This is a genomic window from Streptomyces sp. NPDC046712, assembly GCF_040645695.1.
Lineage (GTDB): Bacteria > Actinomycetota > Actinomycetes > Streptomycetales > Streptomycetaceae > Streptomyces.
In genome coordinates, this window is sequence record NZ_JBEYYW010000024.1 from 22,815 (window position 1) to 39,479 (window position 16,665).

The 16,665-nt window shown below is 71.3% G+C and carries 16 protein-coding genes; 10 read left to right on the forward strand and 6 right to left on the reverse strand.

The window, feature by feature from the left end:
* Positions 1–68 precede the first annotated feature (68 nt).
* Positions 69–368, forward strand: coding sequence for a hypothetical protein (locus tag ABZ939_RS27150; protein WP_361860380.1), 300 nt, complete (start codon positions 69–71; stop codon positions 366–368).
* Positions 361–984 carry a hypothetical protein gene (locus tag ABZ939_RS27155; RefSeq protein WP_361860383.1) on the forward strand — a complete coding sequence of 208 codons (624 nt, stop codon included), beginning with the start codon at positions 361–363 and terminating at the stop codon, positions 982–984. The genes ABZ939_RS27150 and ABZ939_RS27155 overlap by 8 nt, the downstream gene beginning before the upstream one ends.
* Here ABZ939_RS27155 and ABZ939_RS27160 read toward each other — a convergent pair.
* Positions 972–1,238, reverse strand: coding sequence for a WhiB family transcriptional regulator (locus ABZ939_RS27160; RefSeq protein ID WP_361860386.1), 267 nt, complete (start codon positions 1,236–1,238; stop codon positions 972–974). The genes ABZ939_RS27155 and ABZ939_RS27160 overlap by 13 nt on opposite strands.
* A 247-nt stretch (positions 1,239–1,485) precedes the next feature.
* Here ABZ939_RS27160 and ABZ939_RS27165 point away from each other — a divergent pair, with 247 nt between their 5' ends.
* Together ABZ939_RS27165 and ABZ939_RS27170 are read left to right on the forward strand one after the other, a co-directional pair.
* Complete coding sequence (locus tag ABZ939_RS27165) at positions 1,486–2,346, forward strand: hypothetical protein (RefSeq protein WP_361860389.1); 861 nt, start codon at positions 1,486–1,488, stop codon at positions 2,344–2,346.
* Between the two features lie 55 nt (positions 2,347–2,401).
* Complete coding sequence (locus tag ABZ939_RS27170) at positions 2,402–3,091, forward strand: TetR/AcrR family transcriptional regulator (RefSeq protein ID WP_361860392.1); 690 nt, start codon at positions 2,402–2,404, stop codon at positions 3,089–3,091.
* Positions 3,092–3,106: 15 nt separating this feature from the next.
* Here the strand turns inward: ABZ939_RS27170 and ABZ939_RS27175 are convergent, their stop codons facing one another.
* Complete coding sequence (locus ABZ939_RS27175; RefSeq protein ID WP_361860395.1) at positions 3,107–3,991, reverse strand: alpha/beta hydrolase; 885 nt, start codon at positions 3,989–3,991, stop codon at positions 3,107–3,109.
* A 99-nt stretch (positions 3,992–4,090) separates the two neighbouring features.
* A complete protein-coding gene (gene ligD / locus ABZ939_RS27180) occupies positions 4,091–5,110 on the reverse strand; it encodes a non-homologous end-joining DNA ligase (RefSeq protein ID WP_361860398.1) in 1,020 nt (339 codons plus the stop codon).
* A 52-nt stretch (positions 5,111–5,162) separates the two neighbouring features.
* Between ligD and ABZ939_RS27185 the strand changes: the two genes are divergently transcribed.
* The 3 genes from ABZ939_RS27185 to ABZ939_RS27195 all read left to right on the forward strand — a co-directional run bounded on the left by ABZ939_RS27185 (position 5,163) and on the right by ABZ939_RS27195 (position 9,519).
* A complete protein-coding gene (locus tag ABZ939_RS27185; protein ID WP_361860401.1) occupies positions 5,163–6,233 on the forward strand; it encodes an ATP-dependent DNA ligase in 1,071 nt (356 codons plus the stop codon).
* Positions 6,234–6,975: 742 nt separating this feature from the next.
* On the forward strand, positions 6,976–7,227 hold the full coding sequence (locus ABZ939_RS27190) for a hypothetical protein (RefSeq protein WP_361860667.1): 252 nt from the start codon (positions 6,976–6,978) through the stop codon (positions 7,225–7,227).
* Between the two features lie 207 nt (positions 7,228–7,434).
* On the forward strand, positions 7,435–9,519 hold the full coding sequence (locus ABZ939_RS27195) for an MDR family MFS transporter (RefSeq protein ID WP_361860403.1): 2,085 nt from the start codon (positions 7,435–7,437) through the stop codon (positions 9,517–9,519).
* A gap of 142 nt (positions 9,520–9,661) precedes the next feature.
* Here ABZ939_RS27195 and ABZ939_RS27200 read toward each other — a convergent pair whose 3' ends face one another.
* The gene (locus ABZ939_RS27200) at positions 9,662–10,099 is read right to left on the reverse strand and encodes a YchJ family protein (RefSeq protein WP_361860406.1); all 438 of its coding nucleotides are present in this window, start codon (positions 10,097–10,099) and stop codon (positions 9,662–9,664) included.
* 145 nt (positions 10,100–10,244) lie between these two features.
* On the opposite strand from ABZ939_RS27200, the gene ABZ939_RS27205 reads away from it, so the two are divergent.
* Positions 10,245–12,026 (forward strand): FAD-dependent oxidoreductase, encoded by a 1,782-nt coding sequence (locus tag ABZ939_RS27205; protein ID WP_361860409.1) that lies wholly within the window; start codon positions 10,245–10,247, stop codon positions 12,024–12,026.
* A gap of 7 nt (positions 12,027–12,033) precedes the next feature.
* Here ABZ939_RS27205 and ABZ939_RS27210 read toward each other — a convergent pair whose 3' ends face one another.
* A complete protein-coding gene (locus tag ABZ939_RS27210) occupies positions 12,034–12,423 on the reverse strand; it encodes a VOC family protein (RefSeq protein ID WP_361860412.1) in 390 nt (129 codons plus the stop codon).
* A gap of 17 nt (positions 12,424–12,440) precedes the next feature.
* Between ABZ939_RS27210 and ABZ939_RS27215 the strand changes: the two genes are divergently transcribed.
* Both ABZ939_RS27215 and ABZ939_RS27220 read left to right on the forward strand, forming a co-directional pair.
* Complete coding sequence (locus ABZ939_RS27215; RefSeq protein ID WP_361860415.1) at positions 12,441–13,784, forward strand: 6-phospho-beta-glucosidase; 1,344 nt, start codon at positions 12,441–12,443, stop codon at positions 13,782–13,784.
* Between the two features lie 68 nt (positions 13,785–13,852).
* Complete coding sequence (locus ABZ939_RS27220) at positions 13,853–15,748, forward strand: M64 family metallopeptidase (RefSeq protein ID WP_361860418.1); 1,896 nt, start codon at positions 13,853–13,855, stop codon at positions 15,746–15,748.
* Between the two features lie 90 nt (positions 15,749–15,838).
* Here ABZ939_RS27220 and ABZ939_RS27225 read toward each other — a convergent pair whose 3' ends face one another.
* Positions 15,839–16,645, reverse strand: coding sequence for an SAM-dependent methyltransferase (locus ABZ939_RS27225; protein WP_361860421.1), 807 nt, complete (start codon positions 16,643–16,645; stop codon positions 15,839–15,841).
* Positions 16,646–16,665: the final 20 nt, after the last annotated feature.

Consider the following 16,665-nt stretch of genomic DNA (forward strand, 5'->3'; position numbering starts at 1 on the left):
TTATCTCCTCACTCGGGGGCGGGACGGCATTTCTCCTCTTTGGCGATGATCTGCCAGGGTGATCGCCCATGGATCCCGATCTTCAGGTGGACACGGATCAGTTGGGCCGTTTCTCGCGCGCCCTGGACCAGTCGCTGACGTCGCTGAGCGCGGCGAGACGGGCGCTGGAGCATGTACGGGCGGACCAGTTGGGGACGCGGGAGCTGGACGAGGCCTGCGACGGGTTCCAGCGGCGGTGGAAGTACGGGGCGGGGCAACTGGGCTTACGGATCAAGGCGGTTCACGAGGGCGTGAGCGCGAGCCACGAGAGCTGTGCGCAGCTGAACCGCTCGATCGAGTCGGCGTTCCGGGCGGTGGAGCGTGCCTGAGGGGACGTTCCCGCACCTGGGTTGGAACCCGGCGCCGGGCAGCCCGCCGGAGATCGCGGCGCTGAGGACGAAGTTGACGACGTCGGCGACTTCGCTGGGCACGGCGTGGCGCCTGGTGGACCAGCTCCTGTCGGACAGCACGACCTGGCGCGGCGAGGCGGCGACCGCCTTCCGCGAGGCCCTCTCCGACGACCTCCCCCGCCACCTCAAGAACGCCCCCTACATCGCGCTGACGTGGGCCGGCCTCGTGTCCGCGGCGCGCGCGAGGCACGTCCTGCGGACGCATCCGTGGCGTGCCTACGGTTGTTCCTTCGGGCCGACCGGGGAGCACCAGTACGGCGGGCTCGTGGTCGAACTGGACGACGGCCACTCGCTCGTCGTCGTGCCGGCGGGGCTCTCCACCGAGATCAACACCGCTCACGACCGTCAGACCGGGAGAGTCTGGCTCGCCGGTGACCCTCTCACGGGCGGGGTGGCGTCACCGGTCGGTGGGCACCGGCCCGTGCGTGTCGTCCGCAGACGGGACCGGGAGCGCGATCTGGGTGTTCGCTCGCCCGACGTCCGGGCCGACATGCCCAGGCGCGCGGACGACAGGGTCACCGCTCACCCCCGCTGACGCTTCAGCCGCCCCCGCTCCTTCTCCGAGAGCCCGCCCCACACCCCGAACCGCTCATCGTGCTCCAGGGCGTACTCCAAGCACTGCACCCGCCCCTCGCACGCCCCGCACAGCTGCTTCGCCTCGCGCGTGGACGAGCCGGGGGCCGGGAAGAAGAATTCGGGGCCCGCCTGGGCGCACAGGGCGTTCTCCTGCCAGGACATGTCGGCGGCGGGGGCGGGGGCGGTCAGTACGGCGGTGTTGTCGGTCTGCATGGCCGACACGTTGCCCCGTGGCCGTAAACGGCCCATCAACGTTCGATCAATGCGGCGCGCCGAGCACTGCGCCGCCTCCTCACGCGACCGTACCCCCCGTCGGCCGCGGCCATGCGATCATGCGTCCATGACGACCAGAAAGGGCCATGCCGTCTAGGCGCCCCGCTTCTCTCTCCCCGGCCCGCGCGCCGCCCGGCACATCGTGCCGCCGCGCGTTGGAGACCCCCTGACGAGGAGAGCAATGACCATGCAGGAGACCGCACTCGAACCGTACGCCCGCCTGCCGCGGCCGTACCGCGACCATCACATCCTGGCGAGCACCGTCGACGCCTTCGGGCGCGCGCTGTGGCTGCTCACCCCCGGCGTGCCGGAGGAACCGCCGTACGACGCGGTGGTGGTGACCGTCGAGGGCGGTCGGTACTCGGCCACGGAGCTCAGCGCGGTGGCCGTGCGGTACCCCCGTGTGGACGCGCTGCCCGACGGCGGCTTCGTCGTCGCCGCGGCCCGCAGCCGGCCGTCGGAGCGCCAGGTGCAGGTCTTCGACGCGCTCGGGCGTGAGTCGTGGGACTTCCGGGTCGGCGACGCCGTCGAGCATCTGCTGGCCGACGAGTCCGGCGCGCTCTGGGTCGGCTACTTCGACGAGGGAATCTTCGGCGACGACCCGCTGAGTTGGCCCGGTCTGCGCCGCTGGGGCATGGACGGCGAGCCGCTGTGGCGGCACGACCGCGCGGACGGCGGCGAGATCTCCGACTGTTACGCCCTCAATGTGCACCGGACGCACGCCTGGGCCTGTACGTACCACCACTTCGCGCTCCTGGAGGTCCGGCCCGGGAAGAGGACGGTCGTCCGGACCAACCCCGTCCGCGCCGCGAAGGCGCTGGCCGTGCACGGTGAACGGATCACCTTCTTCGGCGGGTACGGCGACGATCACGACCGGCTCGTGTCGTGCGAGCTCCTCGGCAGCGAGGTGAAGCCCCTCGTCACCGGACGGCTGACCCGCTCCGACGGTGCCCGCGTCGGCCGTCGCCGTGTCGTCGGCCGCGGGCCCAGGATCTACGTCCAGGAGGAGCCGTACACCGACTGGGCCGTCCTCGACATCAGCCCCTGAGGGACGGCGGTGCGGGCCGCCCGCCGGATGTCCGCACGATCGTGCGTTCAGTACGATGGACGGCATGAAGACGGACGGGCGCGTCGAGCGCGGCAACCAGACCCGGCGCCTGGTCCTCGGCCGGACGATGGACATCGCGTCGGTCGAGGGCCTCGAAGGCCTGTCCCTCGGCCGGATCGCAACCGAGCTGAACCTCAGCAAGAGCGGGGTGTTCGCGCTCTTCGGCTCCAAGGAGGAGCTTCAGCTCGCCACGATCCGCGCGGCCGTCGCCGTCTTCTCCGGCCGGGTGGTGGCGCCGCTCGCCGACCTGCCGCCGGGCCCCGGCCGGGTCTGGGCGCTGTGCCGGAACTGGCTCGCGTACTCCTCGGAGCGGGTCTTCACGGGCGGCTGTTTCTTCTACGCCGTCTCGGCGGAGTTCGACGCCCGCAGCGGCCCGGTCCACGACGCGATCGCCCAGGCGCGCAGCGACTGGGTCACGTATGTGGAGCAGAACCTGGACGATGCCCGCCTCGCGGGCGGCCTGGTCGCGGACGCCGACGTCCCCCAACTGGCCTTCGAGATCATCGCCCTGATGGAGGCGGCCAACGCGCAGTCGGTCCTGCACGGCGACACATCGGCCTATGCGCGCGCGAGCCGTGGCATCACAGCCCGCCTGCGCGCGGAGGCCACGGACGGGGCCCGCGACGAGATCGACGACGCCCCGGACGCCCCGAAGACCGCGAACCCGGCGACGCCGTCGAGCTGAGGCGGCAGGCCCCTCTCAACCGTGTACCGCTGCCGCCTCACCCCGGACCGGCACCGGCTCCGTCACGAAGCGGAGCGTCTCCGCCACGACCTCCGGGGCCGCGAGAATGCGACGGTGGCCGAGGCCATGGGTGACGATCAGGTGGGCGCGGTCACCGTGGGCCTCGGCCGTGGCGCGGGAGTGGGCGAGCGGGACCATGTCGTCGGTGTCGTCGTGGAACAGCAGGACGGGAGCGTCCAGTTCGGCCGGTGCGTGGGTCGCGTTCAGGCGCTGCCAGATGTCCGGTTCACCACGGAAGAGCGTCCGCTCGACATGGCGGCGGAGCCGGCGGACGGTCCGGTCGCTGAGCCCCCAGCCCGCCCTGAACTCCTCGACGAGGAGGTCGAACCGACCGACTCCGCCGATCCCCACGAACCGTCCGGTCCGCACGCCGTCGCGCAGCGCGAACAGCGCGGCGAGCACCCCGAAGGAGTGCGCGACCACGGCCTCGAAATCGCCGTGCTCGGCGTGGAGTTCTCGGATGATGCGGCGGTACTCGAGGATGTTGCTGGCCCGCCCCTCCGAGGCGCCGTGGCCGGGCGCGTCGAAGGTGACCGGGCTGTAGCCCTGGGCGCGCAGAGCCTCGACGAAGGCCGAGAGACGCGAGGCGCGCGAGGACCAGCCGTGCACCAGGAGCACGGGCCGTGCGCCGTCGCCCCAGGCGTACGTGACGACACTCTTGCCGTTGACCCGCAGTCGGCCCGTCCGGGCCTCTGCGAAGAGGGGTTCCTCCTCCGGTCTCAGCCGGGAGCGGCCCAGCGGTCGGACGAAGAGCGCGAAGGTGGCACGCCCGGCGGGGCCAGGGGCTACGAGTGAGGCGGCGTTCAGGGCGGTGCGCACGAGCGATATCGGGGGAGTCATGCCGGATCTCCTCGGTCGGCCGGAGCGATGAGAAAATATTAGCACGATCGTTCGTGTTGTTTTAGGGGCGACAGAAGCCCCGGGGCCCGTCGTGGCTCGTCAGTCGTCCTTCTTCGCCCGGCTCGGCTGCACCCGCTTGGGCTCCCCCGGCATCTTCGGGTACTCCGGCGGGTACGGCAGGTCGCCGAGCCCGTGCTCCGCCTCGTCACGACGGGCCAGCTCCAGCAGGCTCTCCAGGCTGAAACGGTGGTCGTCCATGTCTGCGTGGACGTCGCCCACCTCCGCGTACCGGGCCGGCATCGTCCTGATGTCGAAGTCCCGCGGTGTCGCGTCGTCGATCTCGTCCCAGTTCAGCGGCGCGGAGACCGGCGCGTGCGGGCGGGGCCGTACGGAGTAGGCGGAGGCGATCGTGCGGTCGCGGGCGGTCTGGTTGTAGTCGACGAAGATCTTCTCGCCGCGCTCCTCCTTCCACCACTTCGTCGTCACCCGATCCGGCATCCGCCGCTCCAGTTCGCGCCCGCAGGCGATGGCCGCGCGGCGCACCTGGGTGAAGGTCCAGCTGGGCTCGATCGGTACGAAGACGTGCAGGCCGCGGCCGCCCGAGGTCTTGGGCCAGCCGCGCAGCCCGTGCTCGTCGAGCACGGCGCGCAGCTCGTGCGCGGCGCGCACGGCGTCGGAGTAGTCCGTGCCCGGCTGCGGGTCGAGGTCGATGCGCAGCTCGTCGGGGTGGTCGGTGTCCTCGCGCCGCACCGGCCAGGGATGGAAGGTGACCGCGCCGAGGTTGGCGGCCCACAGGACGGCAGCGGGTTCGGTCGGACACATCTCGTCGGCGGACCGGCCGCTGGGAAAGGTGATGTGGGCGGTGGGGATCCAGTCCGGGAGGTATTTGGGGGCGCGCTTCTGGAAGAAGGACTCGCCGGTCACCCCGTCGGGGTAGCGCTCCAGCGTCGTGGGGCGGTTGCGCAGCGCGCGGGTGATGCCCTCCCCGACCGCCAGGTAGTAGCTGACCATGTCGAGCTTGGTGTAGCCGGGTTCAGGGAAGTACACCTTGTCCGGGTTGGACACGCGTACGGTCCGCTCGCCGACTTCCAGTTCCACCGCTGCCGCCTTGCTCGCCATGCGAGCCAGCGTAGGGCTCGCCGACATTCCCCGCATACCGGACAATCGGTCCATGGATCTGCCGGTGATGCCACCCGTGAAGCCGATGCTGGCCAAGGCTGTGAAGAAGATTCCGCCGGGCATGCAGTACGAGGCGAAATGGGACGGCTTCCGCGCCATCGTGCACCGCGACGGCCCGGACCTTGTCATCGGCAGCCGTACGGGCAAGCCACTGACCCGCTACTTCCCCGAACTGGTCGAGGCCCTGCTGCCCCGGCTCCCGCAGCGCTGCGTGGTGGACGGCGAGATCGTGATCGAGCACGACGGACGGCTCGACTTCGACCGGCTCACCGAGCGCATCCACCCCGCCGACTCACGGGTGCGGATGCTGGCCGAGCGAACCCCGGCCCGGTTCATCGCCTTCGACCTGCTCGCCCTCGGCGACGAGTCCCTCCTCGACACCCCGCTCACCGACCGCCGGTCCGCCCTGGAAGAAGCCCTGCGCGGGGTCGACGCCCCGGTGCACCTGGCGCCGGCGACGACGGACCCGGAACTCGCGGAGCACTGGTTCGAGCAGTACGAGGGTGCGGGCCTGGACGGCGTGATCGCCAAACCGCTGGATCTGCCGTACCGGCCGGACGCCCGGCTGATGTACAAGATCAAGCACGAGCGGACCGCCGATGTGGTCGTGGCCGGATACCGCTTCCACAAGAGCGGGCCCGTGGTCGGCTCGCTGCTGCTCGGCCTGTACGACGACGGCGGCACCCTCCAGCACGTCGGCGTGTGCGCCGCCTTCACCGCCAAGCGCCGCGAGGAGCTGGTCACGGAGCTGGAACCGCTGCGGATGGACCCGCCCGACGGGCACCCCTGGGCGGCATGGGCGGAGGAGGCCGCGCACGAGGGGGCCCGGCTGCCCGGCGCGCCGAGCCGCTGGTCGGGGAAGAAGGACCTGTCGTGGGTGGCGCTGCGCCCGGAGCGGGTGTGCGAGGTCGGCTACGACCACATGGAGGGCGACCGGTTCCGGCACACGGCTCAGTTCAAGCGGTGGCGGCCGGACCGGACGCCGGAGTCCTGCGGGTACACGCAGCTGGAGGAGCCCGTCTCGTACGACCTGTCCGAGGTGCTGTCACCCGCTCACCCGTAGAGCGCCTCGATCTCGGTCGCCCAGGCCGCCGTCACCGCGTGCCGCTTGACCTTGAGCGAGGGGGTGAGCATCCCGTTCTCCTCGGTGAACTCCCCCGGCACGATACGGAACTTCGGCCGAGGAGGTGGCGTAGACAGGAATGTGCCATCAGGAGGACCCGTCCGCCGGGCTCGATACCGGCGGCGATCAGCCCTTTCGCGGCGGCCTCGACTTCACCGGCGAACTCGGCGGCAGTGACGGCCCGCCAACTCCCGAGAGCCTCGCGTACGCCCATGGCGGGCTCCCGTTCGCGGCATACGGGCGGGGAGTTACCGATCGCTGGACTTACCGCGCAGTCAACTTACTCGGATGTAACAGGATTTCAACCGTCCGAGCACGATCTCCCACGCGCGACCTCTGCCCGTCGACGGCCCGAGCGGCAGGTGAGATGCTTCACATTCCTCCGGGGAGGATCTTGCACCGAAGAGGGGATGCTCGACTCCGCGTTCGACGGACGTCTGAGCGATCCGAGTCGTCGGCTCCGTGTGAAGATCGCACCGCGCGCCGCGCACCTGCGAGAACGTTCCGCGCCGCCGACCGTCCCGCTGCGAACGGGGCCCACGACCGGTCCGCACACCCCGCCGAACGGCCTGCGGGCCGTTGCTTCACGAAGACATCCCCGTCGACGAACCCGGAACACCATCCTGTACGTATGGAGAAGGAGACACCTCCTCGACACCAGACCCACAAGGACTGACCCGTGATCACCTCGCCCTCGCCCCTCGTCCCCGTCCCGATCCCCGACCGTGTGGCCGCGATGATCGGTTCCTGTCTGCCGCTGCACGTCCTCCAGGCGGAGGTCGACGCCGACTGCGCGGCGCGCGAGGTGCTCCGGTTCCGGGGGCCGCTGTGCGCCGAGGACCGCGCGGACCGCGAGCACGCCCTGGCCGCGCTGGCCCGGGCCAACAAGGTGCTGGCGAAGCACCACCCGCTGCTGCCCGTGGTCCCGCGCTAGCCCGTCACCCGGGCCGGGCCGGGCGACGTCGGGGCCGGTCGGCGTCGGGGGCGGTCGGCGACGGGGGCGGTCGGCGACGGGGGTCGCGCGTCCCGAGCCCGACATGACACGCGTACCGAATAGCCCGTTCGGGGCGCCGCCCCGCCGCCGCACCGGTTCGGCCGACTCCCACATGCGGGCGGCCCCGCCCGATGTGAGGCTGCGAGGGTGACCACCACCAGCGAAGCCGCGCCCGCGCCCCCGGCCGCCGAGCCTCCCGTGCTCGACAGCCGCCGCCGCAACATCGTCTTCGGGACGATCATGCTCGGCGTGCTCCTCGCCGCGCTGGACCAGACGATCGTCGGCACCGCCCTGCCGACCATCGTCTCGGACCTCGGCGGCGCCGCCCACATGTCCTGGGTGGTCACCGCCTATCTGCTGGCCGAGACGGTCGCCACCGTCCTCGTCGGCAAGTTCGGCGATCTCTTCGGGCGCAAGGTGATCTTCCAGATCTCCGCGATCATCTTCATCACCGGCTCGTTCCTCTGTGGCCTCGCCACCAACATGACCCTGCTGATCGTCTGGCGCGGACTGCAGGGCATCGGCGCCGGCGGCCTGATGGTCACCTCCATGGCGCTCATCGCCGATGTGATCCCGCTGCGCGACCGCGGCAAGTACCAGGGCGCGATCGGCGCGGTCTTCGGCGTCTCCACGGTCATCGGCCCGCTGCTCGGTGGACTCTTCACCGACCATCTGACCTGGCGCTGGGCGTTCTACGTCAACGTCCCGATCGCGATCCTGGTCGTGATCGCCGCCGCCCGCACGATCCCCTCCGTACGCTCCGCGAGCAAACCGGTCATCGACTACATCGGCATCGCTCTGGTCGCGGTCGGCTCCAGCGCCCTGATCCTGGCGACCAGTTGGGGCGGCAACGAGTACGCCTGGGGTTCCGGCGTCATCATCGGTCTCTTCGCCGGGGGCCTGATCGCGCTCGCGCTGTTCTGCTGGGTCGAGACCCGGGCGGCCGAACCGATGCTGCCCATGCGGCTGTTCGCCAATCCGGTGTTCACCGTCTGCTCCGTGCTGAGCTTCGTCGTCGGCTTCGCCATGCTCGGCTCGATGACGTTCCTGCCGTCCTACCTGCAGTACGTCGACGGGGACTCGGCCACGATCTCCGGCATCCGGACGCTGCCCATGGTCGTCGGTCTGCTGATCGCCTCGATCTACAGCGGCAACGTGGTGAGCAAGACCGGCACCTACCGGATCTTCCCCATCGCGGGCTGTCTTGTGATGGGCTTCGGTCTCTTCCTGCTGTCGCTGATGGGCCCGGAGACCAGCGCCTGGCTGGAGTCGCTGTACATGTTCGTGCTCGGTGCCGGCATCGGTCTGTGCATGCAGGTGCTCACCATCGCCGTGCAGAACACCGTGGACTACGCCGACCTCGGCACCGCCACCTCGGGCGTCACCTTCTTCCGTACGCTGGGAAGCTCCTTCGGCACCGCCGTCTTCGGCACGATCTACACCAACTCCCTGGAGCCCAACCTCGCGCAGGGGGTCGGCGAGGCGGCGGCCGTCCCGGGGGCCCCGGATCCGGCCGCCCTCACGGTGGCCGCACAGAACCCGGCCGGCCTCCACGGGCTGCCGGGCGACGTCGCGGCTCCGATCGTCCAGGCGTACGCAGACACCCTGCACACGGTCTTCCTCTGGACGGTACCGGTCGCCGCGATCGGCTTCGTCGTGGCGCTCTTCCTGAAGGAGGTGCCACTCCGGGACCCCGCCCGGGCCTCGGCGCCCGACATGGGCGAGGGCTTCGGATCCCCGACCACCTCCGGCGACTCGGCCAAGCTGCTCGAACTCTCCGTCGGCCGGATCATCCGGAGGACGGACCTGGAAACCGCGCGCCGGATCGTCACCGACTCCGACACCCGGCTCGACACGGCGGGGGCCTGGGCGGTGATGCAGGTCGAGCTCTTCACCCGGCTCGTCGGGCACGCCAGCCTCGGTCTGATCTCGGCCGGCCGGCGGGTGCCCCCGGAGGTCCTGCTCCCGGTCTTCGACCGCATGGTCGACGAGGGGTTCCTGACCCGGACCGGCAATCTGCTCTCGCACACCCAGGCGGGGAAGCGGGAGGCCGACGTCATCACGCGCGCCTGGGGGGACTGGCTCAGCAACCAGGTCGAGCGGGAGCGCGGGCGGCCGAGCGGGCCCGAGCTGCGGGCGGCGACGGACGCCATCGCCAAGAAGCTGATCGCCGAGGACCTGGCGAGCGGGCTGCCGCGGGGCCGGCGTGAGACGGCCGGGGTCACGTCCTGATCAGAGCCGCGTCGTCAGGACCCGCGCCCATCAGAGCCGCGCCATCCCGGCGCGCGCCCATCAGGACCGGGCCATCAGCACCGGGCCATCGGGACCGCGTCACCAGGACGCGCCCACAAGGACCGCTGTCGGCGGCCCGTTGTCAGGGCGCGTCGATGAAGTCCCCGTCCACGTACACCCAGGCCCCGTCGTGGCGCCGGAAGCGGCTGCGCTCGTGGAGCGAGCCCTGCTCGCCGCCCTGGGTGTAGCGGGCGACGAAGGTGACGGTCCCGGTCTGGTGGAAGGCGGTCCCGTCGGTGGTGTCCCGGATCTCCAGGCCCGCCCAGCGCAGTGACGGGTCGAAGTCGACCTCGCCGGGCCGGGTCTCCGGCGCCCACGTCCGCAGCAGATACGCCGCGTCGCGCACGACGAAGGCGCTGTAGCGGGAGCGCATGAGGAGTTCGGCGGTGGGGGCGTTCGCCGGTCCGGCGTGGAAACGTCCACAGCACTCGCCATAGGAGGCGGCAAGGCCGCAGGGGCAGGGCGAGCCCGTGGTGACAGCGGGACGGGCGGGGTTCTTGCGGGTGACGCGTCGGGACATGACGCCATTGTCTCGTGTACCGGAGGGGCGGGATCACGCCATGTGTTCGGCGTGGCCCGCACGGTGCTTCCGGGAGCGGGTGGACACCCTTATGCTCCTGCGCCGGACGTGACCGTTACCGCCGGTAAGGCAAAGGGGCTGGGGAATGAACCGTACGGGCACCTCACGGCGCACCTTCGTGACCACGGCCGCCGCGGTCACCGGCGCGGCGGCCGTCGGCGCCGCGCCGACTCCGGCTCTCGCGGCCGGAACGACCACCGCGACCGCTCCCTCCGTCGCCGTCCTCGGCGGCGGCGTCGCCGGCCTGACCGCCGCCCACGAACTCGCCGAACGCGGCTTCCGCGTCACCGTCTACGAGCGTCGGGCACTCGGCGGCAAGGCGCGCTCCATGGACGTGCCGGACAGCGCGCGCGGCACCCGGCGGCCGCTCCCCGCCGAGCACGGCTTCCGTTTCATCCCCGGGATCTACCACAACCTCCCCGACACGATGCGGCGCATCCCCTTCCCGGGGAACGCCAACGGCGTCTGGGACAACCTCGTCGCCCCGGCGGAGATGTCCTTCGCCCGGACCGGCCGCGAGGACCTGCGCATCCCGCTGCCCTGGCAGGGTCACCGGCCCGCCGAGCTCACGCTCGACGAGATCCGCCGCGCCCTGACCGCGCTCCTGGAGACCGCCCGCTCCATCCCGCTCCACGAGGCCGCGTACTTCGTCAACCGCTTCCTCGTCTTCCTCACCAGCTGCGACGAGCGGCGCGACCGGACCTGGGAGGCCACTCCCTGGTGGGATTTCCTGCGGGCCGACCGGATGAGCTACGACTACCAGCGCATCCTGGCCGTCGGACTCACCCGCAACATCGTGGCGACCAAGGCGGAGGAGGCCAGCACCCGTACGGTCGCCACACTCCTGGAGGCCTTCGCCTTCAACGCGCTCGGACGCGGCGCGGACGGGCCCCTCGACCGGATCCTCGACCTGCCCACGAACGAGGCGTGGATCGACCCCTGGGTCACTCATCTGACCGGCCTCGGCGTGGAGTTCCGTGTCGGCTGGACCGTACGGGAGATGGCGTACGACTCCGACGCCGGGCGGATCTCCGCGGCCGTGATCGAGGACCCCCAGGGGGCGCGCCGCTCGGTGACGGCCGACCACTACGTCTCGGCGATGCCGGTGGAACACGCGCGGCGTACCTGGGGAGCGGCGCTGCGGGCGGCCGATCCTCAACTGGCGCGTTGCGACAAGCTGGAGACGGACTGGATGACGGGAATCCAGTTCTATCTGACCGAGCGGGCCCCGCTCCTCGCCGGCCATGCCAACCTGATCGACTCCCCCTGGTCCCTGACGTCCATCCAGCAGGCCCGTCACTGGCCGACCAGGGACTTCCCCGCCGACTACGGCGACGGGACGGTCGTCGACTGTCTCTCGGTGGACATCTCGGAGTGGGACCGGCCGGGCATCCTCTACGGCAAGACCGCCAAGCAGTGCACCCGCACCGAGGTCGCGCGCGAGGTGTGGGCGCAGCTCAAGGCGGCGTTCAACGACACCGGCCGTGCGGTCCTCAAGGACGGGGCCCTGCACTCCTGGTTCCTGGACCCGGGCGTCGACGGCCTCGGCACCCCGAACCCGACCAACGACGACCAGTTGCTCATCCACCCGGTCGGTACCTTCCACAACCGCCCGCAGGCCGCGACGAAGGTCCCGAACTTCTATCTGGCCGGGGACTACGTGGCCGTCGACATCGACCTTGCCACCATGGAGGGCGCCAACGCCTCCGCCCGGCAGGCCGTCAACGCGCTCCTCGACCGTACGGGTTCGTCCGCCCCGCGCTGCACGGTCCAGCCGCTCTTCCGCGCGCCGGAGCTGGAGGCGCTCAAGCGCCACGACCGGCTGCGCCACCGGCTCGGCCTGCGCAACGCGCTCGACGTGGGGTAGGTGCCCCTCAGGGCCGGTAGCGGAGCGGGTGGTCCTCGGGGACCTCGACGACGACGATCTCGACGCCGTCGGGGTCCGCGATCCACATCTCGACGAGCCCCCAGGGCTCGGTCACCGGCTCCCGCAGGATCTCGACGTTCTGGTGGCCGAGGAGATCCTGGTGCACGGTCCGCACATCCGCCACCTGGAGCCAGAGGCGCAGGCGTGACGGGGTCTCGGTCGGGGCGGCGCGCCCGGAGATCTCCAGGAAGCCGCCGCCCAGGAAGTAGACGGTGCCCCGATCGGGTCCGGTGCCGAACTCGCGGTACACCGTCAGCCCGAGCGAGTCCCCGTAGAAGCGCCGGGACCGCTCGGGGTCGGTCGGCCGGAGCAGAATCCGGCTGCTCAGTACGTGCATCGCAGTAGCGTACGACCATGAAACTGACGATTCTCGGAGGCGGCGGATTCCGGGTCCCGCTCGTGTACGGCGCCCTGCTCGGTGACCATGCCGAGGGGCGGGTCACCCAGGTGACGCTGCACGACCTCGACGGCGGGCGGCTCTCGGCGATCGCCAGGGTCCTCGCCGAGCAGGGCGCGGGGGTGCCGGACGCTCCGGCGGTGACGGCGACCACGGATCTGGACGAGGCGCTGCGCGGAGCGGACTTCGTGTTCTCGGCGATCCGGGTCGGCGGTCTGGAGGGCCGGGCGGCCGACGAGCGGATCGCGCTGGCCGAAGGGGTCCTCGGCCAGGAGACGGTGGGTGCCGGCGGGATCGCCTACGGGCTGCGGACGGTTCCGGTCGCCGTGCACATCGCGCGGCGGATCGCTGAACTCGCCCCGGACGCCTGGGTCATCAACTTCACCAACCCGGCCGGCCTGGTGACCGAGGCCATGTCACGGGTGCTCGGCGACCGGGTCGTCGGCATCTGCGACTCCCCCGTCGGGCTCGGCCGCCGGGTCGCCAGGATCCTGGGCGCGAATCCGGACGAGGCGTGGATCGACTACGTGGGCCTCAACCACCTGGGCTGGCTGCGCGGCCTGCGGGTCGCGGGCCGCGACGAGCTCCCGCGGCTGCTGGCGGACGAGCAGGCACTCGGCTCCTTCGAGGAGGGCCGGCTCTTCGGCCCCGAGTGGCTGCGCTCGCTCGGCGCGATCCCCAACGAGTATCTGCACTATTACTACTTCAACCGGGAGGCCGTCCGCGCCTACCAGCAGGCCGAGCGGACCCGTGGCGCCTATCTCCGGGACCAACAGGCCGGTTTCTACGAGGAGATGGGCAAGCCGGACACGCCTCCGCTGGCGACCTGGCACCGTACGCTCGCCGACCGGGAGGCGACCTACATGGCCGCCAACCGGGAGGCGGCCGGGATCGGCGAGCGCGACGAGGAGGATCTGGAGTCGGGCGGGTACGAGAAGGTCGCACTGGCGCTGATGCGGGCGATCGCGCGCAACGAGCGGGCCACGTTGATCCTCAACGTCCGTAACGGCAGCACGCTTTCGGTGCTCGACGCGGACGCGGTGATCGAGGTGCCCTGCTTCGTGGACGCGGCCGGCGCCCATCCGGTGTCCGTGGCGCCGCTGCCGTACCACGCGGTGGGTCTGGTGACGGCGGTCAAGGCGGTCGAGCGCGAGGTGCTCGCGGCGACGGAGAGCGGATCGCGGGCGACGGCGGTGAAGGCGTTCGCGCTGCATCCGCTCGTCGACTCGGTCTCCGTGGCGCGCCGGCTCGTCGACGGCTACACGGCCGAGCACGCCGGCCTTGCCTATCTGCGAAGCTGAGTTGTCGGTCGGACGACGGCCGACGAACATCTTTACGCCCCATGGGGCGCCGCATACGCTCGCGCCCCATGGGCTCACATGGCATACGTTTTCGAAGGGCGGTCACCCGGCTGACCGCGGGCTGTCTCCTGACCGCCGGTCTGCTGGGGGCCGGGCCGGCGGTCGCCGAGACGGCGGATCCCGTCACCGAGGCCGCCACGGTTGTTCCCGTCCAGACCACGGGGCCGGCGGACAAGCGCTTCAACCTGGTCGTCATGGGCGACGGTTACACGGCCGACGAGATGGACGAGTTCCGGGCGGACGTCGACAAGCACCTGGGCGTCCTGTGGAGCATCGAGCCGTTCGCCTCGTACCGCTCGTACATCAACGTCTGGGCGGTGGAAGTCCCTTCGCCGGAGTCGGGGGTGGACTGCGACCCGGGGCTCGACGCACCCCGCCGTGACACCCCCCTGAACATGGGCTTCTGGGGCGGCTGCAACCCCGACAGCGTGCAGCGGCTCCTGACGGTCGACAGTACGAAGGCAGCCGCGCTGGCCGACCTCGTCCCCGGCACGAGCAGCGCCAACCGGCAGATCGTGGCCCTGGCCCACAGCGACACCTACGGCGGCGCGGGCGGCAGTTACGCCACCGCGTCCGGCGGTAACGCGCTCTCCTCGCTGATCACCCCGCACGAGATAGGCCACTCGCTGGGCAAGCTCCAGGACGAGTACGACTACTACGCGCGCGGGGTCGCCGGCGGCGTGTACTCCGGGCCCGAACCGTCGTCGGTGCACCACACCCTGCTGACCGAGGAGCAGATGCGGGAGCAGCGCGCCAAGTGGTGGCGCTGGCTGGGCGAGCGGAGCGAGGCGGGTGGGGTCATCGGCCGCTTCGAGGGCGGGCTGTACAGCACCAAGGGCGTCTGGCGGCCGAGCAAGCACTCGATCATGAAGACGCTGGGTTACGCCTTCGACCAGGTCGAGCGTGAGGTGATGGTCCAGGCGATCTCGGCGAAGGTGAATCTCGTCCAGGCGCACACGCCCAACGCGGCGCCGATCGGGGCCGATCGGACGGTGTGGGTGGACACGCTGCATCCGGTGGGCGGTGAACTCGACGTGGTGTGGCGGCTGGACGGCCGGCAACTGGGCACCGGAGGCGCCCGGACGATCGACCTGCGCGCCCTCTCCCTCTCCCCCGGCGCCCACACGCTGACGGCGACCGTGAGCGACCCGACCCCGTTCGTCCGCGACCCCGCGGTCCGCGGTTCGGCGGCCCTGACCCGTACGGTGAGCTGGACGGTCAACCGCGCGCTGACCACCCCCGAGGACGAGGTCGAAGCGGCCTTCACCGGCCACACGTCGACGGCGTCGCCCGTCGCCGCGCGCTCGGTGGTCCACGCCGACACCACCCACCCGACGCGCGGCACCGTCGCCGTCCGCTGGCGGCTGGACGGCCGGGCGGTCGACAACCCGGGCAACGACCGTGACCTGGACCTGCGTTCGCTGCGCCTCACCCCGGGCACGCACACCCTGACGGCCAGGATCCCGGGCACCGGCGCCGAGTTGAGGTGGACGGTGGACGCCCGTCCCGCGACGGGATCGTACGAGCTGTCCGAGCCGCTGCGGACGGTGAGCCGTCCCGGGCGCCCTGTCGAGTACGTCTACGACGGGGAGTTCACGATGAAGCTGGCGGCCCGCGACGATCAACCGGGCTCCGTGGTCCGCCAGTTCCGGGTGGACGGCGACGGCTGGTACACGTACTACGGCTGGCCGACCGACGCCGACGCGCCGTTCCGATTCTCGCCGGGCGGCACGGTCATCGACGATCTCGTCTACGGCAAGCTGGGCAAGAGCCGGGCCGTCCCGTGGGACGACGCGACGCCGGACTACGGGACGCACACGGTCGAGTACCGCACGATCGACGCGGCGGGCAATGTGAGCGCGGCGAAGTCGTTCCTGGTGACGCTGGTCGAGCCAGGGCGCTGAGGCGGCGCGGACGCAGTGCCGGCACAGTGCCGATGTGCGAAGGCCCGCGGACCGGAGGGTCCGCGGGCCTTCACATGTGCCAGTGGTGCGTCAGGGCTTGCGGGCGACGCCGGCCCAGCCGGGGATGGGCTCGTCACCCGGGACCGGGACGGCCTCGCCCAGTTCCGGGTGCCACTCGGCGGTGAGCGAGACGCCGGGCTCGACGAACTCGAGACCGTCGAAGAAGGCGGCCAGCTCGTCGCGCGAGCGCGGCCGCAGCGTCAGCCCGCGCGCCTTGTACATGCCGACGGCCTTGGCCGCCCCCTCCGGGTCGAAGTCGCCCGTGACATGCGAGAGAACGAGGTAGCTGCCCGGCGCGAGCTGGTCGACGAGCTTGCCGACCAGGTCGTACGCCCCGTCCTCGTCCCCGACGAAGTGCAGCAGGGCGAGCATCGAAAGCGCGATGGGCTGGTCGAAATCAAGGACCTTTCCGGCCCTTTCGAGGATGATCTCCGGGTCGCGGGCGTCCGCCTGGATGTACTCGGTGGCCCCTTCGGGCGTCGAGCGCAGCAGGGCGGCCGCGTGCGCGAGCACGATCGGGTCGTTGTCGCAGTAGACGATCCGGGACTCGGGCGCGGCCTGCTGGGCGATCTGGTGCAGGTTGGGCTCGGTGGGGATGCCGGTGCCGATGTCCAGGTACTGCCGTACGCCGTTGGCGCTGAGCCAGCGGATGGCGCGGTGCATGAACGCCCGGTTGACCCGGGCCATGTCCCGGCCGCGGGCGTCGACGGTGAGCAGCTGCTTGGCCATCTCCTCGTCGACCGGGTAGTTGTCCTTGCCGCCCAGGAACCAGTCGTACATCCGCGCGGGGTGCGGCTTGCTGGTGTCGATCCGTACGGCTGCGGGGTCCTGGCTCATCGGGGCTCCTGGTCGGCGGA